Here is a 25,165-nt window from a genome sequence, read left to right as displayed (position 1 = left end):
CTGTGGCCGTTACGCCGGGACCGAAGCCACGCCCGGGGCCAGGAACTTCTTGCCGTTCACGCGCTCCGAGACGCCCTCGCGGTCCAAGTACGGCGTGATGCCGCCCAGGTGGAAGGGCCAGCCGGCGCCCGTGATCAGGCAGAGGTCGATGTCCTGCGCCTCGGCGACGACACCCTCGTCGAGCATGAGCCCGATCTCCTGGGCGACGGCGTCCAGGACACGGTCACGGACCTGCTCCTCGGTGAGGACGGAGTCACCCTGCTTGAGCAGCGCGGCGACCTCGGGGTCCAGCTCCGGCTTCCCGCTGTCGTAGACGTAGAAGCCGCGCTTGCCCGCCTTGACGACGGCCGCGAGGTTCGGGGAGACCGTGAAACGGTCCGGGAAGGCCCGGTGGAGGGTCTCCGAGACGTGCAGGCCGATGGCGGGACCGACCAGCTCCAGGAGGACCAGCGGCGACATCGGCAGGCCCAGCGGCTCGACCGCCTTCTCCGCGACCTCCACCGGGGTGCCCTCGTCGATGACGTTCTGGATCTCGCCCATGAAGCGGGTCAGGATGCGGTTGACGACGAACGCCGGGGCGTCCTTCACCAGCACCGCGGTCTTCTTCAGCTTCTTGGCGACGGCGAAGGCCGTGGCCAGCGAGGCGTCGTCGGTCTGCTCGCCGCGCACGATCTCCAGGAGCGGCAGGATCGCGACCGGGTTGAAGAAGTGGAAGCCCACGACCCGCTCGGGGTTCTTGAGCTTCGACGCCATCTCCGTCACCGACAGCGAGGAGGTGTTGGTGGCGAGGATCGCGTGGGCCGGGGCGACCGCCTCGACCTCCGCGAACACCTGCTGCTTGACGCCGATCTCCTCGAACACGGCCTCGATGATGAAGTCCGCGTCCGCGAAGCCCTCGGCCTTGTCCAGCACACCGGTGACCAGGGCCTTCAGGCGGTTGGCCTTGTCCTGGTTGATCCGGCCCTTGCCGAGCAGCTTGTCGATCTCGGCGTGGACGTAGCCCACGCCCTTGTCGACGCGCTCCTGGTCGATGTCGGTCAGCACGACCGGCACCTCCAGACGGCGCAGGAAGAGCAGGGCCAGCTGCGAGGCCATCAGACCGGCGCCGACGACGCCGACCTTGGTGACCGGACGGGCCAGGTTCTTGTCGGGCGCGCCCGCCGGGCGCTTGCCGCGCTTCTGCACCAGGTTGAACGCGTAGATGCCGGCGCGCAGTTCGCCGCCCATGATCAGGTCGGCGAGCGCCTTGTCCTCGGCGTCGTAGCCCTGCTGGAGGTCGCCGTTCTTGGCGGCGGCGATGATGTCCAGCGCGCGGTAGGCGGCCGGGGCGGCGCCGTGCACCTTGGAGTCGGCGATGAAGCGGCCGCGGGCGACGGCCTGGTCCCAGGCCTCGCCACGGTCGATCACCGGGCGCTCGACCTCGATGTCGCCCTTCAGTACCTGGGCGGTCCAGATCAGCGACTGCTCCAGGAAGTCGGCGCCCTCGAAGAGGGCGTCGGCGATGCCCAGGCCGAAGACCTGCTCGCCCTTGAGCTGCTTGTTCTGGTTGAGGCTGTTCTCGATGATGACCGAGACGGCCTTGTCGGCACCGATCAGGTTCGGCAGCAGCGCGCAGCCGCCCCAGCCCGGGACCAGACCGAGGAAGACCTCGGGGAGGGAGAACGCCGGGATGGCCTTCGAGACGGTCCGGTACGTGCAGTGCAGACCGACCTCGACGCCACCGCCCATGGCGGCACCGTTGTAGTACGCGAAGGTCGGCACGGCGAGGCCCGCGAGGCGCTTGAAGACCTCGTGGCCACCCTTGCCGATGGCCAGCGCGTCCTCGTGGTTCTTCAGCAGCTCGACGCCCTTGAGGTCGGCGCCGACCGCGAAGATGAACGGCTTGCCGGTGATGCCGACACCGACGATCGTGCCCTCGGCGGCCTCCTTCTCCACCTGGTCGATCGCGGTGTTGAGGTTCGCCAGCGAGGCCGGGCCGAAGGTGGTCGGCTTGGTGTGGTCCAGGCCGTTGTCCAGGGTGATCAGCGCGAAGCGGCCGGCCCCGGCCGGCAGGTCGAAGTGGCGTACGTGCGCCGACGTGACGACCTCGTCGGGAAACAGGTCGGAGGCCTGCTTCAGAAGCTCGGCGGTGGTGCTCACTTGTCCCCCTCGAAGTGCGGGTTCTCCCAGACGACCGTCGCGCCCATGCCGAAGCCGACGCACATGGTGGTCAGGCCGTAGCGGACGTTCGGCTGCTCCTCGAACTGGCGGGCCAGCTGCGTCATCAGACGCACGCCGGAGGAGGCCAGCGGGTGCCCGAAGGCGATGGCGCCCCCGTACTGGTTGACGCGCTCGTCGTCGTCCGCGATGCCGTAGTGCTCGAGGAAGGCCAGCACCTGCACGGCGAAGGCCTCGTTGATCTCGAACAGACCGATGTCGGAGATCGACAGACCCGCCTGGGCGAGGGCCTTCTCGGTGGCCGGGATCGGGCCGTAGCCCATGACCTCCGGCTCGACACCCGCGAAGGCGTACGACACGAGGCGCATCTTCACCGGCAGGTTGTTCTCGCGGGCGAAGTCCTCGGAGGCGATGATCGAGGCGGTCGCACCGTCGTTCAGGCCGGCCGCGTTACCGGCGGTGACCCGGCCGTGGACGCGGAACGGCGTCTTCAGACCCGACAGGTTCTCCAGGGTGGTCCCCGGGCGCATCGGCTCGTCGGCGGTGACGAGACCCCAGCCGGTCTCGCCGCCCTCCGGGTTGGTGCGGCGCACCGAGATCGGCACCAGGTCGGCCTGGATCTTGCCGTTGGCGTACGCCTTGGCGGCCTTCTCCTGCGAGCGCACCGCGTACTCGTCCGCGCGCAGCTTGGTGATCTGCGGGTAGCGGTCGTGCAGGTTCTCCGCGGTCATGCCCATGAACAGCGCGGACTCGTCGACCAGCTTCTCGCTGACGAACCGCGGGTTCGGGTCGACGCCCTCGCCCATGGGGTGTCGGCCCATGTGCTCGACACCGCCGGCGATGGCGACGTCGTACGCGCCGAAGGCGACGGAACCGGCGACCGTGGTGACGGCGGTCAGGGCGCCGGCGCACATGCGGTCGATGGAGTAGCCGGGCACGGAGGTCGGCAGGCCGGCGAGGATGCCCGCGGTACGGCCGATGGTCAGGCCCTGGTCACCGATCTGCGTGGTCGCGGCGACGGCGACCTCGTCGATCTTCTTGGTGTCCAGACCGGGGTTGCGGCGCAGCAGCTCCCGGATCGCCTTCACGACGAGGTCGTCGGCACGGGTCTCGTGGTAAATGCCCTTCGGGCCCGCCTTGCCGAACGGGGTACGGACGCCGTCGACGAAGACGACATCCCTGACGGTACGAGGCACGATTGGCTCTCCTCCAGGGTGCGGGATGGCACTGCTGCGATGCGCTGAGCGCGCGCTCAGGCCCATGCTACTTATGAGTAACGTGACTGCCCAGTCCTGGAGGGGGGAGCGGCGAAGGTCACACGGAAGTGCGCCTCGGGTGGTGGAAGTGCGCCTCGTCCTCGGGCGCCTCTTCAGGGGCGCGGGGAACTGCGTGAGCAACCCCCACGACCCGCGGGCCGGTCCCGACGGTCACCGAAACGCCGTGAGGTGACACCGGGTCCGCGGTGGGCGGCGTGCCCAGCTCGAAGATGCGGGCGTTCCCCGTCAGCAGCCGCCGGGTACGGGCGGGCCGGGACCGGTGCGCGGGTGACGTGAGCACAGGGGTTCCTCTCAGACGGTGGGACAGGCATCCGGACGGTCGTCGGCCCGTGTCATGACGGGCGCCGCGAGGGCACAGATGAGCAGCGGACCGCGGCCGGCCGCGTCGTCGTACCCGAGCCGGACGGTGGCCGGGCCGCACACCACACCGAGCGCGTCGAGCACCCGGACCGTGTAGCGCGCGAGGACCCGCGCCGACGAGCCGCTCGGCGCGCCCGTTCCGGCAGGGGCGTCCGCCCGCAGCCCGGTGACGACGTGCTCGGGCCGTCCGCCCGGGCCGGGGCGGGTGACGGTGCCGACCGTGTACCGGCGGCGGCCGGGCAGTTCGGTCAGCACCAGCTGCGGGCTGCCGGAGTGCTGGGCGGCCGCGTGCCACAGGGCGGGCCAGGCCGTGTCGATCCGGACCTCGTCCGCGCATTCCACCGCGTCGACCGGGGCTCCGGCGGCTGCCGGGGCGAGCAGATAGCCGGCCGCGGGGTGCGACCGCGCCCAGGCCACGGCCTCGGCCGGACACGCGGTACGGATGCCCCGCGGCGCCGGGATCCCCACCCGGGCCAGCCGGGCCGCCTGGGCACCGCGGTCGTATCTCAACGGCGAGGACGCCGGATCGGGTCCGGGGAGGCGAAGCTGCCAGGCGATCCGCTCGGCCAGTTCGATGCCCCCGGTCCCGCCCGCGACGACGGCCGACACCCCCAGCGCCCGCAGCCCCTTGACCGTCTGCCGCAGCCCGCGGTGCACGACGGTGCCGCCGTACCCGGCGGGCAGCGCCGCGTTCCGGTACGCCGGCGGGCGCAGCCGGTGCTCCGGAAGGACGGCCACGGTCCGCCAGCCGTGCCGGGCGAAGGCCTGCGGCCACGGTCTGCCGCCCTCGTACGGCGCGACCACCGCCGCGGTACCGACGGCTGGATCGGTCCCTGACGCGGTTGCGGCGACAGAAAGGGCGGTGGTCATGACGGCGGTCTCCCGAGCGGATGTCGGCGGGGCGGGGTCAGGGTTCGGTCCGCCGCCCCGGCCGGTGAAAGTGTCTGAAAGGGCACTGCCGGGCCGGGTCGGGCCGGCAGCCCCGGCCCCGTGATGCCGAGCCTGTTTGGACCGAGTGGTCTCTTCTGCTCTGCTTCCCCTCTGTGGCGGCCTCGTCCCGCTGAACGGACCGTCGTTTCCCTGTATTTCCGAGCAATCCGAGGGATGTGGGAGACGGTTGCCCAGGTCGTTCGGTCGGCCGAGGGGGCGTGATGCCTGTGGTGTCATGACGGTCTCCCGGCTAGAAGGGACCGTTCGGTCTGTTCTGTCTTCGCCAGTCTGGAACCCGGGCGCGGTCACGTCAAGCGAGGGCCGGTCGCGGGCGGTGCCCGGCGCGACGGCGGTAGTATCTGGACGCTGATCAGCGCGTACGCGAGGGGGCGTCCCGACATCCGTGCGCGGCTTTCCCGGACGAAGCCCGTTCGGTCATGAACCCGTTGGTGGGCCTCGAAGGCGAGATCGAATGAGCAACCCGCGCAGGCCGCGACGCCAGCAGCAACGCGCCATCGACACCCGGCAGCGAATCCTCGACACCGCCGGCGCGCTTTTCGTGAAGGACAGCTACGAAGGCACGTCGGTCGGCGATCTCATCACCGCCGCACGGACCAGCAAAGGGGCCTTCTACCGGCATTTCCCGGGCGGAAAGATCGAAGTGGCGACGGCCATCATGCACAACACGCTGACCATGGACGGCCTGCGGGAACAGCGGATCATGCTCCAGGAAGTGGTCGACATCGGAATGATCCTGGCCCACCGGATCTCCCGCGAGAACGCCCTTCGGGCCGCTCTGCAGCTGTCGTTCCACAGCAATGCGCCGGAGACCTACGGAACTCCGTGGCCGGACTGGATCGCTTTCAACACCGGGCAGCTCACGGAGGCGCGGCGACGCGGTGAGCTGAAGGCTTTCGTCGATGTCGAGGAACAGGCCTGTCAGATCGCGGGGAACTGGGCCGGAGTGGTGCTCATCTCGAACACCCTCGACCGGCACATGCGCAATGTCGAGGCGCGGATCTCCCGCATGTACCGCAATCTGCTGACCGCGATCGCGGTTCCGGACCTCCTGCCCGAGATCGACTTCTCCGTGCACCGTGGCAGGTACCTCTACACCGGGTTCCTGGAGGACCAGGCCGCCCAGGCCGATCCGGCCGACCTGGAACCGCCGCAGGACGAACCGGTCCCGGAGGACCGTGAGCCGCCGTCCGCCTAGGCGGACAGCGCAGCCACCAGCACCGGTGTCACCTGCTCCACCTGCCAGGGCCGGGCGCCGTACCCCTCCAGCGCGGCCCCCACGGTCTCCGCGTCGACCACCTGCGGCGGCTCCCAGCAGAGCCTGCGGACGGTGTCCGGCGCGATGAGGTTCTCCTGCGGCATGGTGAGCTGCTCGGCCAGCGCCGAGACCGCGGCCCGGGCCGCCGACAGGCGTGCCGCCGCGGCGGGGTCCTTGTCCGCCCACGCCCGGGGCGGCGGCGGTCCCGTCACGGGCTGTCCCGGCTGCGGCAGCGCGGGGTCCGGCAGCGCCTTGGCGCGGTCCACCGCCGCCTGCCACTGCTCCAGCTGCCGCCGTCCCATCCGGTGGCCGTAGCCGTTCAGCCCCGCGAGCGCGTGCACGTTGGCGGGCAGCGCCAGGGCGGCCTCCACGATGGCCGCGTCACTGAGCACCTTGCCCGGCGACACGTCCCGCTTCTGGGCGATCCGGTCCCGGGTCTGCCACAGCTCGCGTACCACCGCCAGCTGTCGGCGCCTGCGCACCTTGTGCATACCCGACGTGCGGCGCCAGGGGTCCTTGCGCGGCTCGGCCGGCGGCGCGGCCGCGATCGCGTCGAACTCCTGCCGCGCCCACTCCAGCTTCCCCTGCCGGTCCAGCTCCTTCTCCAGGGCGTCCCGCAGGTCGACGAGCAGTTCGACGTCCAGTGCCGCGTACCGCAGCCAGGGCTCGGGCAGCGGCCGGGTCGACCAGTCGACGGCGGAGTGGCCCTTCTCGAGCACGAAGCCGAGGACGCCCTCGACCATCGCGCCGAGCCCGACCCGGGGGAACCCGGCGAGCCGGCCGGCCAGCTCGGTGTCGAAGAGGCTGCTGGGCGTCATGCCTATCTCGCGCAGACAGGGCAGGTCCTGGGTGGCCGCGTGCAGCACCCACTCGACGCCGGCCAGTGCCTCGCCGAGGCCGGACAGGTCGGGGCAGGCGACGGGATCGATCAGCGCGGTCCCGGCGCCCTCGCGGCGCAGCTGGACGAGGTAGGCGCGCTGGCCGTAGCGGTAGCCGGAGGCGCGCTCGGCGTCGACGGCGACGGGTCCGGAGCCGGCGGCGAAGGCGGCGATCACGCCGGCCAGCGAGGCCTCGTCCACGACCACCGGCGGAATGCCCTCACGGGGCTCCAGCAAAGGGACCGGTGCCCCCGTCACAGAAGATCCGGCGTCGTCCGGAGGGGTGCCCCCGGTGGTGCGCAGTGAACTGTCTGCTGCGGTGTCTTGGGCGTCCGTCACATGTCAAGGGTATCTGTGTGTGGACGGCGCCCGTCGACGGAACGTTCCGTCGACGGGCGCCGGAGGGTCGTAAACCAGTCAGGCCGGTGAAAGATCAGGTCCACGAACGGGGGACAACAGGTTACGGGGCGAAGCCGGGCCGGCGGCCGGTCGGTCCCGTCGGTGAACGTGTGACCGGTCGGTGACCGGCCGTCAGTCACCGGCGATCGGTGGTCGGTGACCGGTGCGGCCGACGGCGGGCGTCCGGCCGTCGACGGTCGGACGTCGGTGGTGGGCCATCAGTGGTAGGCGCCGACAGCGGCAGGCCGTCGGAGGTGGATCGGTCAGTGGATGATGCCGGTGCGCAGGGCCACGGCGACCATCCCGGCGCGGTCGCCCGTGCCGAGCTTGCGGGCGATGCGGGCGAGGTGGCTCTTGACGGTCAGGGCGGACAGCCCCATCGAGACACCGATCGCCTTGTTCGACTGGCCTTCGGCGACCAGCCGGAGCACCTCGACCTCGCGGCCGGAGAGCTCGCGGTAGCCGCCCGGGTGGCTCGGGGCACCCGGGGGGCGGCGGTGCATACGGGCGGCGGAGCCCATCGGAGCGGCACCGGGTCGGGTGGGGAGCCCGATGTTGGTGCGGGTGCCGGTGACGACGTAGCCCTTGACGCCGCCGGCCAGGGCGTTGCGCACGGCGCCGATGTCGTCGGCGGCGGACAGGGCCAGGCCGTTGGGCCAGCCCGCCGCGCGGGTCTCGGACAGGAGGGTCAGGCCGGAGCCGTCGGGGAGGTGGACGTCGGCGACGCAGATGTCGCGGGGGTTGCCGATGCGGGGACGAGCCTCCGCGATGGACGAGGCCTCGATGACGTCGCGCACACCGAGCGCCCACAGGTGGCGGGTGACGGTGGAACGGACGCGCGGGTCGGCCACGACCACCATGGCGGTGGGCTTGTTCGGGCGGTAGGCGACCAGGCTTGCGGGCTGCTCTAGGAGAACGGACACCAGGCCTCCTGGGGTGGGGGGACGGGGCCGGCTTGTGGGGAAGAAGCCGGGACGAACCGTGCTTTCAAGGTCACAGTCGTCTTCGGCACCAAACCCGTCCGCCTTTAGAGAATGATCACGATCTGGTGAGTAACAATACGTGCAATTCGGACACGCGATCGATCATCCGAAGATCGAATCGGTTCGGGCCGTTGCCGTACGGGACAGAAAGTGGCCGTATCGACAAAGGGATGGTCAATGAAGGGTGAGTCGACGGGACTCGGGTGGACAGGGTGATTCGACGGGACCCGGGTGGACGGGTCCCGGTCGCGACGGTGCGGCTCAGCGCGCCTGCGGGTCCCGGCGCTGCGGCAGCGTGACCACCGAGGCGTCGCCGGGGGCGGCCGGCGGCAGGCCCGCGACCTGCGCCAGCAGATCGCACCAGGAGGCGAGATGGGCGGCGGTGTCCGGGACGCCGGTGCGGCCCTCCCGGGGCGTCCAGGAGGCCCGGATCTCGATCTGCGAGGCGGCGGGGCGCGCGGACAGCCCGCCGAAGTAGTGCGAACTGGCGCGCGTCACGGTCCCGCTCGGCTCGCCGTACGACAGGCCGCGCGCCTGGAGCGCACCGGTCAGCCACGCCCAGCAGACGTCCGGCAGCAGCGGATCGGCCGCCATCTCCGGCTCCAGCTCCGCGCGGACCAGCGTGACCAGCCGGAACGTGCCGTGCCAGGCGTCGTGCCCGGCCGGGTCGTGCAGCAGGACGAGACGCCCGTCGGCCAGATCCTGCTCACCGTCGACCACCGCCGCCTCCACGGCGTACGCGAACGGGGCCAGACGCTGCGGGGCGGGCGTCGGCTCCACCTCGACCTGCGGCCGCAGCCGGGCACCGCGCAGCGCCTCGACCGCGGCCCGGAAGGCCGGCGGTACCGGTGGCGCCGCACTCCCGGTATGCCCTTCGTCCTCCTCGGTGTCCTTCCCCTCGCCCATCCCGCCAGCGCCGTCCGACAGTCGTCCCTGAGCCGCAGCCATGCGGGGAAGAGTAAGGGGAACGACGCCTTCGCGCAGGGAGAGACACCACCTAAGGACCATGTAAGGGCGGCGCGGGCCCGGTGTCCGGCGCGTGCGAGACTTGCCGTTGTGAGTGCGAACGGAAGCCCCGCGGGCCAGCAGCCGACAGCGACGTACGACAGTGCCTTCCTGAAGGCGTGCAGGCGTGAACCCGTGCCGCACACCCCCGTGTGGTTCATGCGACAGGCCGGCCGCTCGCTGCCGGAGTACCACAAGGTGCGCGAGGGCGTTCCGATGCTGGAGTCGTGCACGCGGCCCGAACTGATCGCCGAGATCACCCTCCAGCCCGTCCGCCGGCACAAGGTGGACGCGGCGATCTACTTCAGCGACATCGTCGTCCCGCTCAAGGCCATCGGTATCGACGTCGACATCAAGCCCGGGGTCGGTCCGGTCATCGCGCAACCGATCCGCACCCGCGCCGACCTCGCCCGGCTCCGCGACCTCACCCCCGAGGACGTCTGGTACGTCACCGAGGCGATCGGCCTGCTCACCGCCGAGCTCGGCCCGACCCCGCTGATCGGCTTCGCCGGCGCCCCCTTCACCCTCGCGAGCTACCTCGTCGAGGGCGGCCCCTCGCGCACGTACGAGAACGCCAAGGCGATGATGTACGGCGACCCGGAGCTCTGGGCCGACCTGATCGACCGCCTGGCCGACATCACGTCCGCGTTCCTCAAGGTGCAGATCGAGGCCGGCGCCTCCGCCGTCCAGCTCTTCGACTCCTGGGCCGGGGCGCTGGCACCCGCCGACTACCGCCGCTCGGTGCTGTCCGCCTCCGCGAAGATCTTCGAGTCCGTCGCCGGTTACGGCGTTCCGCGCATCCACTTCGGGGTCGGCACCGGCGAACTGCTGAAGCTCATGGGTGAGGCGGGCGCGGACGTCGTCGGCGTCGACTACCGGGTCCCGCTCGACGAGGCCGCCCGCCGCGTCGGCCCCGGCAAGGCGCTGCAGGGCAACCTCGACCCGACCGTCCTGTTCGCCGGCAAGGACGTGGTGGAGACCAAGGCACGCGAGGTGCTCGACGCGGCCGCCGGTCTCGAAGGCCATGTCTTCAACCTGGGGCACGGCGTGATGCCGGCCACCGACCCGGACGCGCTGACCCGCCTCGTCGAGTTCGTCCACACCGAGAGCGAGCGCTGATCTGCTCCGCTACCAGCCGTGCCGGGGCCGGGCCCGCCTGCCGAACAGCAGGCCGCGCGGCTCCGGCGGCGGAGGCGTGCCCGGCTTGAGCGGCCAGGCGAGCACCATGCCGACCAGGAAGCCGACGATGTGCGCCGCGTACGCCACGGTCCCGGCGTCCGAGACGCCCTCGCCGGACGAGTAGACGGCCTGGAGCACGAACCAGAAGCCCAGCACCAGCCAGGCCGGCAGCCGCAGCGGCAGCGGCAGGAAGATCAGGAACGGGACCAGCACCCAGACCCTGGCCCTCGGGTAGAGGACCAGGTACGCGCCGAGGACACCGGCGATCGCGCCGGACGCGCCGATCAGCGGGTCGCCCGACGAGGCGTTGAGGAGTGCGAAGCCGTAGCCGGCCGCGTAGCCGCAGAAGACGTAGAAGAGGAAGAAACGGATGTGGCCCATCCGGTCCTCGACGTTGTTGCCGAAGATCAGCAGGAACAGCATGTTGCCCAGCAGGTGCAGCCAGCTGCCGTGCAGGAACATCGCCGTGAAGACCGACAGCGCGGGTGACTTGTCGTAGCCGGGCGGGCCGACGACACAGCCGGGGCCGCTCCGGCCGATGCCCACCTGGCCGGTCGGGACCACCTGCGGCATCTGATGGTGGATCAGCTCCCGCGGGACCGCCGCGTAGTGGTCCATGAAAGCCTGCAGATGACACAGCTGCGCCAGATCGCTGCCGCCGGCCACCGAGCCGGCTATGCCGGGGGTGAACAGGAAGACGAGCACGTTCGCCGCGATCAGCGCGTACGTCACGTACGGCGTGCGACGCACCGGGTTCACGTCATGAACGGGGATGACCACAGCTGACTAGTGCCCAGGGCGGGGGCGCTCGATGCGCGGCGACCCCCGGTGAACGTCGTCACCCGCGCGTGCGTATGTCCTTGCGACCGACGTGAGGCTCAGGCGACGTGAGGAACAGGCGATGAACGAGCGGGTTACTCCCCAGGCATTCCCTCCCATGCAGGCCCTGCCCGACGGTGAGGCCGAGATCTCCCTTGTCGTACGGCTGCCCTGGGAGGACGTGGCACGGCTCGGCCAGGAGGCGGGGCGGCTCGCCGCGCAGATGCAGCGGCCGGTGACGCTGGACGAGGCGGTGAGCAACCGGCTGCGGTCGACGCGACCGGCGGCGGCGCATGCACGGGCGGGGGCCGAGCAGCCGGCTGCCGTGGCTGCGCCGGGAGGGGCGGGGGTCACTTCGTTGCCGCGGATCAGTGGGACGGCTTGACCGCCGTTGCGGGGTGCGGGTGTGGCTGGTCGCGCCCCGCGGCGGAGCCGCACATCGACCTCGGTGCGGGGTACGCCCCGCGCCCCTGGGTAGGTGGCCCTGAGGCCTGTCAGGAAGCTCGCACCTTCGCCGTGGCTTTCCTCGCCGCCACCAGTACGGGGTCCCACACGGGGGAGAACGGTGGTGCGTAGCCCAGGTCCAGGGCCGTCATCTGCTCCACCGTCATGTTCGCCGTGAGGGCGACGGCCGCGATGTCGACCCGCTTGCCCGCGCCCTCGCGGCCGACGATCTGGACGCCGAGCAGGCGGCCCGTGCGGCGTTCCGCGAGCATCTTGACCGTCATGGGGTTCGCGCCGGGGTAGTAGCCGGCGCGGCTCGTGGACTCGATGGTGACCGCCTCGAACCGCAGGCCCACCCGGAGGGCGTCCTTCTCGCGCAGGCCGGTGCGGGCGATCTCCAGGTCGCAGACCTTGCTCACCGCCGTACCGACGACACCCGGGAACGTGGCGTAGCCGCCGCCCACGTTGGTGCCGATGACCTGGCCGTGCTTGTTGGCGTGGGTGCCGAGCGGGATGTACTGCTCCTGGCCCGAGACCAGGTTCAGGACCTCCACGCAGTCGCCGCCCGCCCAGATGTCCTCGTGTCCGCGCACCCGCATCGCGAGGTCGGTGAGCAGGCCGCCGTGCTGTCCGACGGGCAGGCCCGCCGCCTCGGCGAGGCCGGTCTCCGGGCGGACGCCGATGCCCAGGATCACCACGTCCGCCGGGTACTCGGCGTCCTCCGTGGCCACCGCGCGCACGCTGCCGTCCTGGCCGGTGAGGATCTTCGTGACCGCGGCGTCGTTCACCATGGTGATGCCGAGGCCCTCCATGGCCCCGTGCACCAGGCGGCCCATGTCCGGGTCGAGCGTGGACATCGGCTCGCTGCCGCGGTTGACGACGGTCACCTCGTAGCCCCGGTTGATCAGCGCCTCGGCCATCTCGACGCCGATGTATCCGGCGCCGACCACCACGGCCCGGCGGCCACGCGTGCGTGCCAGCGTGTCGAGGAGGGCCTGGCCGTCGTCCAGGGTCTGCACGCCGTGCACCCCCGGCGCGTCCGCGCCCGGCATGTCGGGGCGGATCGGGCGGGCGCCCGTGCCGATGACGAGCTTGTCGTACGGCGTCCAGGACTCGGCGCCGGAATCGACGTCACGCGTGCGTACCCGCTTCCCGGCCACGTCGATCTCCGTGACCTCGGTGCGCATCCGCAGGTCGATCGCGCGGGCCCGGTGCTCCTCGGGCGAGCGGGCGATCAGCTCGTCCCGCTCCCCGACGTCGCCGCCGACCCAGTACGGGATCCCGCACGCCGAGTAGGAGGTGAAGTGGCCGCGCTCGAAGGCCACGATCTCCAGTTCGTCCGGTCCCCGCAGCCGACGCGCCTGGGACGCCGCGGACATGCCCGCGGCGTCACCACCGATCACGACCAGTCGTTCCCGCCCACCGTTCATGCTCATGCGAACACGCTACGGGGCGCGGTCATTTCGGGCTCGCTCAGGTCTCGCTACCGGGCTGCGCGGGGGAACGGCGCCTGCGCAGGAGCTTCCACCACAGCAGCGCCGCCACGGCCGCCAGTACCGCGAACGGCAGGGCCGCGCCCAGGGCCAGGACGATCCAGCGCAGCATGGTGACGAAGACGTGCCAGCCGCCGGACACGGCGTCCACGAACCCCGGCGAGTCGTCCTTCGCCGCCCGGTGAACCGGCGTCGGGGTCAGGGACAGCGTGATCGTGGCCATGCTCGTGCGGTCCTTCAGGGACGCCTGCTGGGCCAGCAGCGACTCCAGGTCGGCCTCCCGGCTGCTCAACTCCCCTTCCAGGGTGACCACGTCACTGAGCTTGGCCGCCCGGTCCATCAGCTCGCGGATCCGGGCCACGCTGGCCCGCTGCGACCTGACCCGGCTGTCCACGTCCACCACCTGGTCGGTGACGTCCTGCGCCTTCGCGGTGCGCTCGATCAGCTTGCCGGCGCCCTGGAGGTCGCCGAGCACCTGGTCGTACTTCCCGGCGGGCACCCGGAGGACCACGCGGGTGCGTTCACGGCCACCGGAGTCCCGGGTGGTGGTCTCGTCGCCGACGTAGCCGCCGGCGTCCTCGGCCGTGGTGCGGGCCGCGTCGAGGGCCTTCGGCACGTCCTTGACCTGCACGGTCAGGGAGGCGGTGCGGATGATCCGGGTCACCGTGAGGTCGGGTGCGGTCCGGTCGGCCCCGCTGCCGCCGTCCTTGGCGCCCGCGGAGCCCGCCGCCTCCTTGGCGGCGCTGTTCGCGCCGGCCTTGGCATCGCCGGCCGAGCTGCTGCTGTCGGAGGTGGCGTGCGCACCGCATCCGGTGAGGACGAGCGCTGCGGCGAGCAGAAGGCCGGCGAAGGCGGGTCGTACGGGATGGCGCATGGTTCCCCCCGGGGGTGGTGACGACTGACGCGACTTCGACGCCGGGGCGGCGCGGGACGTTCGGGGGCCGACGGTCCCGGTGCGGTCACGGTCCGGACGCGTACGGGTCACCGGGCCGGAGCGGGGCTGTCGGCGGGGTCTGAGAGAGTGGGCCTCATGAGCGCAACGGGCATGGGCCAGGTCGTCGTCATCGGAGCCGGGATCGCGGGGCTGGCCGCGGCCCACCGGTTGCTGGAGCGGGGCGCGCGCGTGACCGTGCTCGAGGCCTCGGAGAGAGTCGGCGGCAAGCTGCTGCCGGGCGAGATCGCGGGCGTGCGGGTCGACCTGGGCGCCGAGTCGATGCTGGCCCGCAGGCCCGAGGCGGTCGCCCTCGCCCGCGAGGCCGGGCTCGGCGAGCGGCTGCAGGCCCCCGCCACCGCCACGGCCGCGATCTGGACCCGGGACGCCCTGCGCCCCATGCCCAAGGGCCATGTCATGGGCGTCCCCGGCACCGCCGCCGCGCTGTCCGGGGTGCTGTCCGACGAGGGTCTCGCCCGCATCGAGCGCGACGCCGACCTGCCCCGCACCGAGGTCGGCGACGACGTGGCGGTGGGCGAGTACGTGGCCGCGCGCCTCGGCCGGGAGGTCGTCGACCGGCTGGTCGAGCCCCTGCTCGGCGGGGTCTACGCGGGCGACGCGTACCGCATCTCGATGCGCTCCGCGGTCCCGCAGCTCTACCAGGCCGCGCGGACCCACGACTCGCTCACGGAGGCCGTCCGGGAGATCCAGGCCAAGGCGGCGGCGAACCAGCAGACCGGGCCGGTGTTCATGGGCATCGAGGGCGGTGTCGGCACCCTGCCGCGCGCGGTCGCCGAGTCGGTGCGCGCCCGCGGCGGCGAGATCCGCACCGGCACGCCCGCGACCGGACTGCGCAGGGAACCCCGGGGCTGGCGGATCACCACGGCCGACCGCGAGCTGCACGCCGACGCCGTGATCGTCGCCGTACCGGCGCCCGTCGCCGCCGGCCTGCTGCGCGCCGAGGCACCCGCCGCCGCGGCCGAGCTGTCCGCCGTCGAGTACGCCTCGATGGCCCTGATCACCCTCGCCTACCGCCGCGCCGGGCTCGACCTGCCCGCCGGCAGCGGCTTCCTCGTCCCGCCCGTGGACGGCCGCACCATCAAGGCGTCCACCTTCGCCTCCCAGAAGTGGGGCTGGATCGCCGACGACGACCCGGACACCGTCGTCCTGCGCACCTCGGTCGGCCGCTACGGCGAGACCGCGGTCCTCGACCGTGAGGACCGCGAGCTCGTGGACCTCTCCCGGCACGACCTGCGCGCGGCCACCGGCATCGACGCCACCCCCGTCGCCACCCGTGTCACCCGCTGGACCGAGGGCCTGCCCCAGTACCCGGTCGGCCACCACGCGCGCGTGGCCCGCGTCCGCGAGCACGTCGCCGGACTCCCGGGCCTCGCGGTGTGCGGCGCGCAGTACGACGGTGTCGGCATCCCCGCCTGCATCGCGAGCGCGTACGCGGCGGTGGACCAGCTGGCGGGCGACCTCAGGGGCGTCGAGGAGCTGACGGCCAACCCGGTGCAGAGCCTGCACGGGGGAGCGGGAGAATAGGGACCATGAGTGACGACGCCTCCACCACCGAGTCCGGCAGGATCCCGAACAAGGGCAAGCTGGCCAAGGACCTCAACGAGGTCATCCGCTACACCCTGTGGTCGGTCTTCAAGCTGAAGGACGTGCTGCCCGAGGACCGCGCGGGCTACGCCGACGAGGTCCAGGAGCTGTTCGACCAGCTCGCCGCCAAGGACGTGACCGTCCGCGGCACCTACGACGTCTCGGGGCTGCGCGCCGACGCCGACCTGATGATCTGGTGGCACGCGGAGACCAGCGACCAGCTCCAGGAGGCGTACAACCTCTTCCGCCGCACGAAGCTGGGCCGCGCGCTCACGCCGGTGTGGTCGAACATGGCGCTGCACCGCCCCGCCGAGTTCAACCGCTCGCACATCCCGGCGTTCCTCGCCGACGAGACCCCCCGCAACTACGTCAGCGTGTACCCGTTCGTGCGGTCGTACGACTGGTACCTGCTGCCCGACGAGGACCGCCGCCGGATGCTCGCCGACCACGGCAAGATGGCCCGCGGCTACCCGGACGTGCGCGCCAACACGGTCGCCTCGTTCTCCCTCGGCGACTACGAGTGGGTGCTGGCCTTCGAGGCCGACGAGCTGTACCGCATCGTCGACCTCATGCGCCACCTGCGCGGTTCCGAGGCCCGCCGGCACGTCCGCGAGGAGGTCCCCTTCTACACCGGGCGCCGCAAGTCGGTGGCCGATCTGGTCGCGGGCCTCGCCTGACGCTTGTCAGTGCCGGCCGGTCTTGCCCTTCAGGGAGTCCCGCAGGTTCTTCCGCCGGGCATGGTCGGCCGGCGCGGTCGCCTTCGGCTCCGCGTGCCCCGCGCACGAGGCGTGCCGCTGCGGGAGCCGGCCCTCCAGCAGGTAGGCCTCCAGGTAGCCGTTCACGCACTTGTTGGGGCCGCCGCCGATGCCGTGCGTGCCCGCGTCCCGCTCGGTCACCAGCACCGAGTCGGACAGGCGCCGGTTCATCTCCAGCGCGCCCGCGTACGGTGTGGCCGCGTCCCGTTCGGCTTGCAGGATGAGCGTCGGCGGCAGCTCGCCGGGGCCCGTGCGCACGTCCAGCGGCTGCTGCCGGGGCACCGGCCAGTAGGCGCACGGCAGGTTCATGAAGGCGTTGTCCCAGGTCTCGAAGGGCGCCACGCGCGCGAGCCGGGTGTTGTCCCGGTTCCAGGCCGCCCACTTCGTCGGCCAGGCCGCGTCGTTGCACTCGACGGCCGTGTAGACCGCGTTGCCGTTCTCCGCCTCGGCGGCCGTCTCCGCCGCAGGTGCCGCCAGCCGGACCAACGGCTTGGCGTCCCCGTGCAGGAACCTCGACAGCGCCTGCGCGCGGCTCGGCCAGAAGTCGTCGTAGTACCCGGCCGACAGGAACGCGCCCTGCAGCTGCCCCGGCCCGACCTTCCCGCCGGCCGCCTTCTTGGCCAGCCGCCTGCTCGCCTTGTCGTAACTCGCCTGCACCTCGGCGGCCGTGTTCCCGAGCTTGTAGACGGCGTCGTTCCTGGCGATCCACTCGCGGAAGTCGGCCCAGCGGCTCTCGAACGCGGCGGACTGCTCCAGGTTGTTCCGGTACCAGACCTGCGACGGGTCCGGGTTCACCGCCGAGTCCAGCACCATCCGCCGTACGTGCGAGGGGAAGAGGGTCGCGTACAGCGCGCCGAAGTAGGTGCCGTAGGAGGCACCCATGAAGGTCAGCCGGTTCTCGCCGAGCGCCGCGCGCAGCACGTCCAGGTCGCGGGCGTTGTTGAGCGAGGTGTAGTGGCGGAGCCTGCTCCCGGAGCGCTTCAGGCAGCCCTGGGCGTACGCCTTCGCCTCCTTGATCCGGGCCTTCTTGTACTCCTCGGAGGGGTGTGCCGGCGACTGCGAGGGCGCTTTGTAGAAGTGCTTGGGGTCGACGCAGGACAGCGGGGCTGAGTGGTCGACGCCGCGCGGGGCGTAGCCGACCAGGTCGTAGGCGGCGGCGATGCGCTTCCACTCGGGCTGCGCGCCGATCATCGGGAACAGCATGCCGGAGGCGCCGGGGCCGCCCGGGTTGTAGACCAGGACGCCCTGCCGGGGGACCCGGCGCTTGCTGTTGTGCGGGTCCTTGTGGGTGGCCACCACGCGGCTGACGGTCAGTCGGATCTGCTTGCCGTCCGGGTGCGCGTAGTCCAGCGGGACGCTCACCGTGCCGCAGCGGAAGGTGTCCGGCGCCTCCAGGTCGGCGGCACACCTGCCGAAGTCGATGCCCGCCACGCGCGCCCGCGCGGCGGCCACGGCGGTGCCGTGCAGTTCGGCCGCCGCCGTGTCCGGGACGCGGGGGGCGCTCCCGGCCGGGGCGGCGGCCAGGGCGGTCAGGATCAGGGACCCGGCGGCCGAGTACAGGGCGGGGGCTTTCATGCGTATCCCTTCGGTGCAACGGCTGCGGTGGCGTGGCGGCAAGGACACCGCAGCGACTGCACGGCAGCAATAAAAGGGATATTTCGACCGGTTGTCGGTGAAGGCAAGCACCATCGGGCCGGTGTCGGCGCAATGCCCCCTATGCGCCCCCGCTCACTCCCGCGGCAGCTGGTCCCGGTGTGCGAAGGCCGCACGCAGCTCCGGTTCGCCGATCGCGCGGATGCCCCGGACGGCGACGGACGCCAGCAACGAGTGGTCGTCGGCCGCGCGGTTCGCCCGCCGGTGCAACGTGCCGAGCAGCCGCTGGCCGGCCGGCGAGGCCCAGCGCGAGTAGGGGTGCACCTCGACCCGGGCGATGGCCAGGCAGCTCAGCGTCAGGGTGAGGGGCAGCGCGAACCAGACGGCGACCAGGTCGCGCGGCATCTCGGTCGGAGCGGGCAGCGTGAGCGCCACGACGGCGAGCCCGAGGATCGCCAGCGCGGCGGCCCGGACCTGCCGGACACCGGAGGCGACCGTCGTCCGCGCCGCCGCGTCGGGCACCGCGAGCCCCGCCCGCACCAGCTCCTCGCCGAGACTGCGCACCGCGTCCGTGTCGGCCGCCGCCGAGCGCACCGGGGCTATCCGGGACTGGCCCTCGGGTCCGATGGCCCCTATCACCGACCGCTCCATCTCGTCCCGCCCCCGCGGGTCCACGACGGTCGCCCAGCCGGTGTGGGCGAGCAGCAGCCGCCGTTGCCGGGCCATGGAGACCAGCGTCACATCGGCGACCCGCGCGGGGCCGCCGGACAGGAACGCGGCCTCGTACAGCGTCAGATCGTGTCCGTGGCCCGCGTCCGCGTCGGCGGCCGCCGTCCGTACGGCGGCCAGGCACAGCCGGGTGCAGGCGGTGCCGGCGACGGCCCAGGCCAGGAGCAGGAGAAGGACCCAGAACATGACATGTTTCTATGCCAGGGTCCTGGCCACCGCCATGCCCTGTTCACATTGCGGACCGAGTGTTGTAGGTATGTGACGTTCCGTTTCCCGTGCAGGTCAGGGGTTCTGGGCGGCCGGCTCCGGACTGGCGGTGGCGGGCGGCAGCGTGTACGTCGGGGACGGCGCCGACGTCGGAGACGGCGCCGACGTCGGCCCCGGTGCGATGGGGGTCGCGTCCGCCGGGGCGACGACGGGCGGTGCGGCCACGGGCGAGGGCGTGCCGGCCAACTGCTGGGCCAGCGTCCCGAAGTCGACGTAACCGGTCGCCTCCAGGACCTTGATGTGGTCCAGGACGGTGCTGTTGGCGTCGTCGGCTAGATCGCGGACCAGGGTGTTCTGGGTGGCGGCGCGGACCTGGGCGACCACGGAGAAGACCCGGCCGTGCGCCAGTCGCACGATGTTCGCGAACTCCCGGTCGAAGTCCTGCCCCTGCGCGGCGTTCAGCGTGGCGAGCCACTGCTGCTGCTGGACGTTCGGCGTGTTCGGGATCGGCACGCCGAGCTGGGTGGCGACGGTGCGGACGTGGGCGTCGAGGGAGGTGTGCCCGTCGACGAGATGCTGCCCGGCCGTCCGTACGGCGGCCGTGGTGCCCTTCTGCTCCGCCATCTCGCCGGCCGGCAGCTCCCAGAGCCCGGCGAGGCGGACCTTCACGACGAAGTCCCGGTCCTGCGCGGACAGCGGGCCGTACGCCGTCGACACGGTCTGGGCGCTGAGCACGTTCACCGAGCCGGTGGGGTCGGAGCGGTCGGCGTACGACCAGATCGGGAACACCAGGGCGGCGAGGGTCGCCGCGAGACAGACGACGATCAGCCCGGTACCGCTGAATATGCCTCGTCCCTGGACGGGGGGTCGGGGTCGCGCACGCATGATGCCTCCTGCACCGCACGGTGGGGGCTTCGCCGTGCGGGGTTGGCATATTACCGAGGGGCCGCCGCAGGGGTGCCGTCGGTCGGTCGGCCGCGGGGGCTTTGTGGCTGGTCACACAGTTCCCCCGCCCCCGGGGCACTAGCCGTGCCTTGGCAGCACCCTCCGCGCCAGGGACCGCCGAGGTGCCGCCCCCGCCCGCTCCAGCCACCACTGCTCCAGCCGCCGGTGAGAGGAACCGTCCCCGGCCCGCAGCAGCGCGCCCGCGAACTCCAGGGCGTCCCGCCGGTAGCCCCCCGTCATCGGCCGCTCCTGCGCGTACGCCAGGAACGCCGTCCGGTATCCCGCCCCCAGGATCTCCGGCAGCTCCGGCGCCACCTTCGCCACCACGTCGGCCCGCTTCGCCGCCAGCGCCCGTGCCTGCACCCCCATCCGCGCCCGGTCGAACCCCTCCGGCACGGGCGTCCCCGCGACCAGCGACGACAGCATCGCGGTCTGCGCGAGCCCGACCCGCTGCCGGACGGCGCCGGGGACGTCGGGGGCGGCAGCCAGCGGCGAGGGCACCCACGGGCCGCCGGCCACCGCGCCCCCGGCCGAGACCGCCGCCCGGATCGCCGCCAGCTCCCCCTGCAGCTCCTCCCGTTCCGGGAAGTTCTCGTCCCGCTCCAGCAGGACTCCGGGCGGCGCGACCCGGGACGCGAGGCCGGTCAGGATGTCCAGGACCGCCGGGGGCACCGGGTGGGCGTGGCTGTCGTGCCAGACACCGTCCCGCTCGAAGCCGCCCGCGACGTGGACGTAGGCGATCGCCTCCACGGGAAGTTCGGCGAGAGCCTTGGCCGGGTCCTCGCCCCGGTTGACATGGTTGGTGTGCAGGTTCGCCACGTCGATCAGCAGCCGTACCCCGGTACGGTCGGCGAGGTCGTACAGGAACTGCCCCTCGGTCATCTCCTCGCCCGGCCACGAGACGAGCGCGGCGATGTTCTCGACGGCGAGCGGCACGGGCAGCGCGGCCTGGGCGATGCGGACGTTCGCGCAGAGCACGTCGAGGGCGTCCCGGGTGCGCGGGACGGGGAGCAGGTGGCCCGCTTCCAGGACGGGCGAGGCCATGGCCGGGCCGCCCGCGCGGACGAACGCGATGTGCTCGGTGACCAGCGGCGAACCGAGCGCCGCCACCCGCTCGGCGAGCGCGGCGAGCCGATCCTCGTCGGGGCGGTCCGCGCCGCCCAGGCCCAGCGAGACACCGTGCGGTACGACCGTCACCCCGCGCTCGCGCAGCCGCCGCAGCGACTCGGGGAGGTGGCCAGGGCAGGTGTTCTCGGCCACGACCTCGACCCAGTCGATGCCCGGCATGCGTTCCACGGCGTCCGCGATCTCCGGCCGCCAGCCGATGCCCGTGCCCAGCCGCTCCAGGGTCATGGTCGTCCCCCTCCTGCCCCGACCTGTTCCGGATGACGGGGGTATGGCCCCGGAGCGCGGCCGCGAACCGTGTTGTCTGCCGCTTCAGAGCAACATTTGAGGTTCGCCGTCGCGCTCCGGGGAGCTCTCGAGCCACCGGCCGAGGGCGCTGCCGGCCGAGGACCCCGCCCTCGGAGTCCTCCGGGTCGCCGGTTCAGTGCCAGGACGTACGGGTGGGGCGGCGACGACGTTCAAACAGACGGCAAAGTTCGCCAGGGACGCCAAAAAGGGCGAGGTCAGCGCAGTGCCGGATGGTCCGCGACCACTGTGCAGCTGCCCGGCGCGATCTCGGTGAAACCGGCGTCCCGCACCAACGGCAGCCCGCTGCTCGTCAGTTCACGCCATGCGGCCGGATCGGCGGCCCGCACGGCGAGCGGGAACCCGGCGTCGCGCCATGCCTCCCGCTCCTCCTCCGACAGCGCCCACCAGGCCAGTTGGGCACCGTGCCCGGCCTGCGCCATCGCCTTCCCGGCCGACATCTCCAGCTCGGGGTTCAGCCACAGCACGGGCACGGACCGGTCGGCGCGCCCCGGCGGCTCGGGGTCGTCCAGCTCGGTCCCGGACACCTGCAGTTTCGCCAGGTCCCGGGGCCACCCGTCCAGGGGAACCGGCGGGAACACCCGTACCTCGGCCGACTTCCCCGTGAGGGTGATCCCGGGCAGTTCCCCGGCCCGCCGCCACTCGGCCCCCCGGGCCCGCCGCACGACCTTCCGGATCCGCGCGTCCTCCCAGTCCCGAACGGCCTGTGCCCACTCCCCGTCGCCGAGAGCCCGCTCGTCACTGAGCATGCTCAGCACGGCCCGGGCAGCGGTTTCGAGTGCGTCGGTCCGCGCAGGCGGTGCCGACTTCTCTATCCGCACGACGAGAGGGAGCACGAACTGGGGTGCTTCGTCACGCGCGGTGGGTTCCGTCTTGAACGGGCTGTCGCCGGGTGACATGGAATCAACGCTCACCCCCTCACCCTAAGGGGCGCTGGGGGCCACCCCCCCGGCCGAAGGCTGGGGGAGGACTGCGCGACCAGCCACAACGCGACCGCGGTCCGAGACGGTGCACGCTCCCACGGCGGGATCGCACGACAATGTCCCCATGCACCGTGATCTTGAACTGGCCGGCGTAGGCCGCCGCTACGGCATACGCGGCCCCTGGGTGTCAAGGGACGTCGACCTCACCCTCACCCCCGGCTCCCTCACCCGCGTGGAAGGAGCGAACGGCACCGGCAAGTCCACCCTGCTCCGCATCGTCGCCGGCATAGACACCCCCACCGAGGGCCGCGTCACCGGCCGCCCCCGTACCGCGTACGTCCCCGAGCGCTTCCCCTCCGCCCTCCCCTTCACCCCCGCCGGCTACCTCACCCATCTCGGCACCGTCCACGGCCTCTCCCGCAGGTCGGCCGCCGCCCGCGCAGCGACCTGGCTGGAGCGGTTCGGCGCCGCGGCCTACGCGGCCACGCCCATGGCCCAGCTCTCCAAGGGCACCTCGCCCGCGCACTGCTGGGCACCGCGGTCGGCGCGCTCACCAACCGCCCGCTGCTGCGCTCGCCGGGCCGGGCGGTGCCCACGATGCTGCTGGCCGCGCTGCTCGCCGTGGTGGTCGGGGGGTCCCCGGCACACGCGGCCGTCAGCGGTCTGGTGACCGGTTCGGAGTCGGGCCGGATCCCCGTCTCCCCCCTGCCGGTGGCCACGGCGGTCCTGCTCACCGCCGCGGCCTTCACCCTGGCCTGCGCCCTCAACGGCCGCCGCTCATCCTGAACAGGCGGCCCGCTGGGCCTCCTGCCACTCACACCGGGGGCACAACGTGATGCCCTTGTACGACTCCGGGTACTCCGTCGGCTCCCGGCACAGCACGCACTCCGCGTACGGCGGTCCCTCCGCCGCCGGCGGCTTCTCGGCCTCGTCGGTCGTGCAGTAGCCCTCGTCGCTCATGCCTCCAGCGTAGGACGGTCACCGGTGACCCGGCGTCTGCCCGATCAGCTCGGAGACCTTCACGAACCGGAAGCCCCGCTTGCGCAGTTCCGGTACGACGGTCCGTACCACCTGCTCGGTGGTCGGGGCGGCGCTGCGGGTGCAGTGCATGACGACCACGGAACCCGGCTTCACCCCGTCCAGCACCTGCTTGGTCACCGCGTCGGCGTCCGTCGCGAAGGCGTCCCCGCTCACCACGTCCCACTGCACCGCGGTGACCCCGAGCGCGCCGACCGCGCGCAGCGCCTGCCGGTCGTAGCAGCCGCCGGGGAAGCGGAAGTACGGCATCGGGTGCGGCACCCCGGCGCGGAGCAGGGCGGCGTAGGCGCGCTCCACGTCCGACTTCATGTTCGCGGCGGCGACCCTCGGAAGGCCGTAGCAGTCGCCGGTGAACGCGTAGTGGCTGTAGGAGTGGTTGGCGACCTCGAACTGCGGATCGCGGCCGAGCGAACGGGCCTGGGCCGGGTACTCGTCGGCCCAGCGGCCGGTCATGAAGATCGTGGCCGGCACCTTCAGCCTGCGCAGGGTCGCGATCAGCGCAGGGTTGTCGAAGTGCTCGCCCTTGGCCGCGCGCGGCCCCTGGTCGGCGGTCATGTCGGCGTCGAAGGTCAGGGCGACGGTCTTGCCCAGGGTGCGCGGACCGTTCGTGAAGACGGGGGCCGTACCGCCGGGCCCGGGGGCGAGCGTGGGCGGCGGGGTGGCGGAGGAGGAGGCCCTGGGGGGAGCCGGGGGGCCGGGGTGGGGGGCCTCGGTGGTGCCACAGGCGGCGAGCGCGGCGCCCAGGGCGACACATACGGTGGTCGTACCGGTAAGACGGCGTGCTAGTCGGATCACCGTACGAACGTAGGTCGGTATGTCCGATTTTCGGGTATGGCGCGACGGGCGGCACGGCCCTGGGTCACCCGGGCGGCGGCCCCGTCCGCGCGGTGGTCTCGTCGATCTCGGCCGGGGCGTCGCCGTTCGGCCCCGGCTGCCGGCCACCGGCCCGCTCCAGGAACCGCAGCAGTTCCACCGGGAACGGCAGGACCAGGGTGGAGTTCTTCTCGGCTGCCACCGCGACGATCGTCTGCAGCAGCCGCAGCTGCAGGGCCGACGGGGTGTCCGCCATCTGCTGGGCCGCCTCGGCCAGCTTCCTCGAGGCCTGGAGTTCGGCGTCGGCGTTGATGATCCGGGCCCGGCGCTCCCGGTCGGCCTCGGCCTGGCGGGCCATCGAGCGCTTCATCGTGTCCGGCAGGGACACATCCTTGATCTCGACCCGGTCCACCTGCACGCCCCAGCCCACGGCCGGGCTGTCGATCATCAGCTCCAGGCCCTGGTTGAGCTTCTCGCGGTTGGACAGCAGGTCGTCCAGGTCGCTCTTGCCGATGATGGACCGCAGTGAGGTCTGGGCCATCTGCGAGACGGCGAACTTGTAGTCCTCGACCTTGACCAGCGCGCTCACCGCGTCGACCACCCGGAAGTAGACGACCGCGTCCACGCGCACGGTGACGTTGTCGCGGGTGATGCCCTCCTGGGCGGGGATCGGCAGCGTCACGATCTGCAGGTTGACCTTGTACAGCCGGTCCACGAACGGGATCACCAGATTGAAGCCGGGCGTCCGCACGTCACCGGAGACGCGGCCGAGCCGGAACAGCACGCCCTGCTCGTACTGCTTGACGACCCGTGCACCGGCGGCCAGGTACAGCGCGCCGACGCACAGCGCCGCCACCACCGCGACCAGCAGCTCCTGAACCATCACGACCCCCAGTCAGAGAGGCCCGATATGTCTGTTGCTGCAACGATATGCCCGGTGGGACGGTCGGGGCCACGGCTCCGGGCAGCTGGTCCGGGCCGGGGTGCCGAGGGGC

Annotated in this window: 22 protein-coding genes and 2 pseudogenes; 7 read left to right on the top strand and 17 right to left on the bottom strand. The window is 72.3% G+C overall.

Features of this window, described 5'->3' with window-relative positions:
• Positions 1-9: 9 nt before the first annotated feature.
• The 3 genes from BLW82_RS10450 to BLW82_RS10440 all read right to left on the bottom strand — a co-directional run bounded on the left by BLW82_RS10450 (position 10) and on the right by BLW82_RS10440 (position 4,664).
• On the bottom strand, positions 10-2,139 hold the full coding sequence (locus BLW82_RS10450; protein WP_093498527.1) for a 3-hydroxyacyl-CoA dehydrogenase NAD-binding domain-containing protein: 2,130 nt from the start codon (positions 2,137-2,139) through the stop codon (positions 10-12).
• A complete protein-coding gene (locus tag BLW82_RS10445) occupies positions 2,136-3,353 on the bottom strand; it encodes a thiolase family protein (protein WP_093498526.1) in 1,218 nt (405 codons plus the stop codon). Before BLW82_RS10445 ends, BLW82_RS10450 begins: the two co-directional genes overlap by 4 nt.
• Positions 3,354-3,725: 372 nt before the next feature.
• A complete protein-coding gene (locus tag BLW82_RS10440; protein WP_143063656.1) occupies positions 3,726-4,664 on the bottom strand; it encodes a hypothetical protein in 939 nt (312 codons plus the stop codon).
• Between the two features lie 532 nt (positions 4,665-5,196).
• Here BLW82_RS10440 and BLW82_RS10435 point away from each other — a divergent pair.
• Positions 5,197-5,940, top strand: a complete 744-nt coding sequence (locus BLW82_RS10435; protein WP_093498524.1) for a TetR/AcrR family transcriptional regulator — start codon at positions 5,197-5,199, stop codon at positions 5,938-5,940.
• On the opposite strand, the gene BLW82_RS10430 is transcribed toward BLW82_RS10435, so the two are convergent.
• From BLW82_RS10430 to BLW82_RS10420, 3 genes are all read right to left on the bottom strand, one after another.
• Positions 5,937-7,217, bottom strand: coding sequence for a ribonuclease D (locus BLW82_RS10430; RefSeq protein ID WP_093498523.1), 1,281 nt, complete (start codon positions 7,215-7,217; stop codon positions 5,937-5,939). The genes BLW82_RS10435 and BLW82_RS10430 overlap by 4 nt on opposite strands.
• A gap of 323 nt (positions 7,218-7,540) precedes the next feature.
• A complete protein-coding gene (locus BLW82_RS10425) occupies positions 7,541-8,200 on the bottom strand; it encodes a helix-turn-helix transcriptional regulator (RefSeq protein ID WP_093498522.1) in 660 nt (219 codons plus the stop codon).
• Positions 8,201-8,521: 321 nt separating this feature from the next.
• On the bottom strand, positions 8,522-9,208 hold the full coding sequence (locus BLW82_RS10420; protein ID WP_093498521.1) for a DUF3000 domain-containing protein: 687 nt from the start codon (positions 9,206-9,208) through the stop codon (positions 8,522-8,524).
• A gap of 108 nt (positions 9,209-9,316) precedes the next feature.
• On the opposite strand from BLW82_RS10420, the gene hemE reads away from it, so the two are divergent.
• The gene (hemE, locus tag BLW82_RS10415; RefSeq protein WP_093498520.1) at positions 9,317-10,384 is read left to right on the top strand and encodes a uroporphyrinogen decarboxylase; all 1,068 of its coding nucleotides are present in this window, start codon (positions 9,317-9,319) and stop codon (positions 10,382-10,384) included.
• Positions 10,385-10,393: 9 nt separating this feature from the next.
• Here hemE and BLW82_RS10410 read toward each other — a convergent pair whose 3' ends face one another.
• Positions 10,394-11,224, bottom strand: a complete 831-nt coding sequence (locus BLW82_RS10410; RefSeq protein ID WP_093498519.1) for a rhomboid family intramembrane serine protease — start codon at positions 11,222-11,224, stop codon at positions 10,394-10,396.
• Positions 11,225-11,345: 121 nt separating this feature from the next.
• On the opposite strand from BLW82_RS10410, the gene BLW82_RS10405 reads away from it, so the two are divergent.
• On the top strand, positions 11,346-11,648 hold the full coding sequence (locus BLW82_RS10405) for a hypothetical protein (protein ID WP_177232907.1): 303 nt from the start codon (positions 11,346-11,348) through the stop codon (positions 11,646-11,648).
• A 109-nt stretch (positions 11,649-11,757) separates the two neighbouring features.
• Here BLW82_RS10405 and BLW82_RS10400 read toward each other — a convergent pair whose 3' ends face one another.
• Together BLW82_RS10400 and BLW82_RS10395 are read right to left on the bottom strand one after the other, a co-directional pair.
• The gene (locus BLW82_RS10400) at positions 11,758-13,143 is read right to left on the bottom strand and encodes an FAD-dependent oxidoreductase (protein WP_093498518.1); all 1,386 of its coding nucleotides are present in this window, start codon (positions 13,141-13,143) and stop codon (positions 11,758-11,760) included.
• Between the two features lie 37 nt (positions 13,144-13,180).
• Positions 13,181-14,074 carry a DUF4349 domain-containing protein gene (locus BLW82_RS10395; protein ID WP_093498517.1) on the bottom strand — a complete coding sequence of 298 codons (894 nt, stop codon included), beginning with the start codon at positions 14,072-14,074 and terminating at the stop codon, positions 13,181-13,183.
• A 156-nt stretch (positions 14,075-14,230) separates the two neighbouring features.
• Here BLW82_RS10395 and hemG point away from each other — a divergent pair, with 156 nt between their 5' ends.
• Both hemG and hemQ read left to right on the top strand, forming a co-directional pair.
• Positions 14,231-15,676 (top strand): protoporphyrinogen oxidase, encoded by a 1,446-nt coding sequence (hemG, locus tag BLW82_RS10390; RefSeq protein ID WP_093507979.1) that lies wholly within the window; start codon positions 14,231-14,233, stop codon positions 15,674-15,676.
• A gap of 5 nt (positions 15,677-15,681) precedes the next feature.
• A complete protein-coding gene (gene hemQ, locus BLW82_RS10385; RefSeq protein ID WP_093498516.1) occupies positions 15,682-16,413 on the top strand; it encodes a hydrogen peroxide-dependent heme synthase in 732 nt (243 codons plus the stop codon).
• A 6-nt stretch (positions 16,414-16,419) separates the two neighbouring features.
• On the opposite strand, the gene BLW82_RS10380 is transcribed toward hemQ, so the two are convergent.
• From BLW82_RS10380 to BLW82_RS10360, 5 genes are all read right to left on the bottom strand, one after another.
• On the bottom strand, positions 16,420-18,066 hold the full coding sequence (locus tag BLW82_RS10380; protein ID WP_093498515.1) for an alpha/beta hydrolase: 1,647 nt from the start codon (positions 18,064-18,066) through the stop codon (positions 16,420-16,422).
• Positions 18,067-18,219: 153 nt separating this feature from the next.
• Positions 18,220-18,999 (bottom strand): TIGR04222 domain-containing membrane protein, encoded by a 780-nt coding sequence (locus tag BLW82_RS10375; protein ID WP_093498514.1) that lies wholly within the window; start codon positions 18,997-18,999, stop codon positions 18,220-18,222.
• Between the two features lie 96 nt (positions 19,000-19,095).
• Entirely contained in the window at positions 19,096-19,905 is an 810-nt protein-coding gene (locus BLW82_RS10370) for a DUF4142 domain-containing protein (protein WP_093498513.1), read from the bottom strand.
• Between the two features lie 138 nt (positions 19,906-20,043).
• Positions 20,044-21,312, bottom strand: coding sequence for an MbnB/TglH/ChrH family RiPP precursor modification enzyme (locus BLW82_RS10365; RefSeq protein ID WP_093507978.1), 1,269 nt, complete (start codon positions 21,310-21,312; stop codon positions 20,044-20,046).
• Between the two features lie 281 nt (positions 21,313-21,593).
• Complete coding sequence (locus tag BLW82_RS10360) at positions 21,594-22,295, bottom strand: aminoacyl-tRNA hydrolase (protein WP_093498512.1); 702 nt, start codon at positions 22,293-22,295, stop codon at positions 21,594-21,596.
• A gap of 148 nt (positions 22,296-22,443) precedes the next feature.
• On the opposite strand from BLW82_RS10360, the pseudogene BLW82_RS10355 reads away from it, so the two are divergent.
• Both BLW82_RS10355 and BLW82_RS10350 read left to right on the top strand, forming a co-directional pair.
• A pseudogene (locus BLW82_RS10355) lies at positions 22,444-22,836 on the top strand (ATP-binding cassette domain-containing protein); the annotation flags it as partial.
• Positions 22,827-23,105: pseudogene (locus BLW82_RS10350) on the top strand (ABC transporter); the annotation flags it as partial. The pseudogenes BLW82_RS10355 and BLW82_RS10350, both read left to right, overlap by 10 nt.
• Here BLW82_RS10350 and BLW82_RS10345 read toward each other — a convergent pair.
• From BLW82_RS10345 to BLW82_RS10335, 3 genes are all read right to left on the bottom strand, one after another.
• Entirely contained in the window at positions 23,097-23,279 is a 183-nt protein-coding gene (locus BLW82_RS10345) for a hypothetical protein (protein ID WP_093498511.1), read from the bottom strand. The pseudogene BLW82_RS10350 and the gene BLW82_RS10345 sit on opposite strands and share 9 nt — an antisense overlap.
• Positions 23,280-23,297: 18 nt before the next feature.
• Positions 23,298-24,152 (bottom strand): polysaccharide deacetylase family protein, encoded by an 855-nt coding sequence (locus BLW82_RS10340; RefSeq protein ID WP_093498510.1) that lies wholly within the window; start codon positions 24,150-24,152, stop codon positions 23,298-23,300.
• Between the two features lie 64 nt (positions 24,153-24,216).
• Positions 24,217-25,053 carry a slipin family protein gene (locus BLW82_RS10335; RefSeq protein WP_093498509.1) on the bottom strand — a complete coding sequence of 279 codons (837 nt, stop codon included), beginning with the start codon at positions 25,051-25,053 and terminating at the stop codon, positions 24,217-24,219.
• Positions 25,054-25,165: the final 112 nt, after the last annotated feature.

Origin of the sequence: Streptomyces sp. Ag109_O5-10 (assembly GCF_900105755.1) — a bacterium.
Taxonomy (GTDB): domain Bacteria; phylum Actinomycetota; class Actinomycetes; order Streptomycetales; family Streptomycetaceae; genus Streptomyces.
This window is presented reverse-complemented; position numbering and strand designations above follow the sequence as displayed.

Excerpts from the sequence above, each read along its gene's own strand:
- BLW82_RS10440 (WP_143063656.1), bottom strand. The coding sequence starts at position 4,664 with ATGACCACCGCCCTTTCTGTCGCCGCAACCGCGTCAGGGACCGATCCA.
- BLW82_RS10435 (WP_093498524.1), top strand. The coding sequence starts at position 5,197 with ATGAGCAACCCGCGCAGGCCGCGACGCCAGCAGCAACGCGCCATCGAC.
- BLW82_RS10420 (WP_093498521.1), bottom strand. The coding sequence starts at position 9,208 with ATGGCTGCGGCTCAGGGACGACTGTCGGACGGCGCTGGCGGGATGGGC.
- BLW82_RS10405 (WP_177232907.1), top strand. The coding sequence starts at position 11,346 with ATGAACGAGCGGGTTACTCCCCAGGCATTCCCTCCCATGCAGGCCCTG.
- BLW82_RS10400 (WP_093498518.1), bottom strand. The coding sequence starts at position 13,143 with ATGAGCATGAACGGTGGGCGGGAACGACTGGTCGTGATCGGTGGTGAC.
- BLW82_RS10395 (WP_093498517.1), bottom strand. The coding sequence starts at position 14,074 with ATGCGCCATCCCGTACGACCCGCCTTCGCCGGCCTTCTGCTCGCCGCA.
- hemG (WP_093507979.1), top strand. The coding sequence starts at position 14,231 with ATGAGCGCAACGGGCATGGGCCAGGTCGTCGTCATCGGAGCCGGGATC.
- hemQ (WP_093498516.1), top strand. The coding sequence starts at position 15,682 with ATGAGTGACGACGCCTCCACCACCGAGTCCGGCAGGATCCCGAACAAG.
- BLW82_RS10380 (WP_093498515.1), bottom strand. The coding sequence starts at position 18,066 with ATGAAAGCCCCCGCCCTGTACTCGGCCGCCGGGTCCCTGATCCTGACC.
- BLW82_RS10375 (WP_093498514.1), bottom strand. The coding sequence starts at position 18,999 with ATGTTCTGGGTCCTTCTCCTGCTCCTGGCCTGGGCCGTCGCCGGCACC.
- BLW82_RS10370 (WP_093498513.1), bottom strand. The coding sequence starts at position 19,905 with ATGCGTGCGCGACCCCGACCCCCCGTCCAGGGACGAGGCATATTCAGC.
- BLW82_RS10360 (WP_093498512.1), bottom strand. The coding sequence starts at position 22,295 with ATGTCACCCGGCGACAGCCCGTTCAAGACGGAACCCACCGCGCGTGAC.
- BLW82_RS10345 (WP_093498511.1), bottom strand. The coding sequence starts at position 23,279 with ATGAGCGACGAGGGCTACTGCACGACCGACGAGGCCGAGAAGCCGCCG.
- BLW82_RS10335 (WP_093498509.1), bottom strand. The coding sequence starts at position 25,053 with ATGGTTCAGGAGCTGCTGGTCGCGGTGGTGGCGGCGCTGTGCGTCGGC.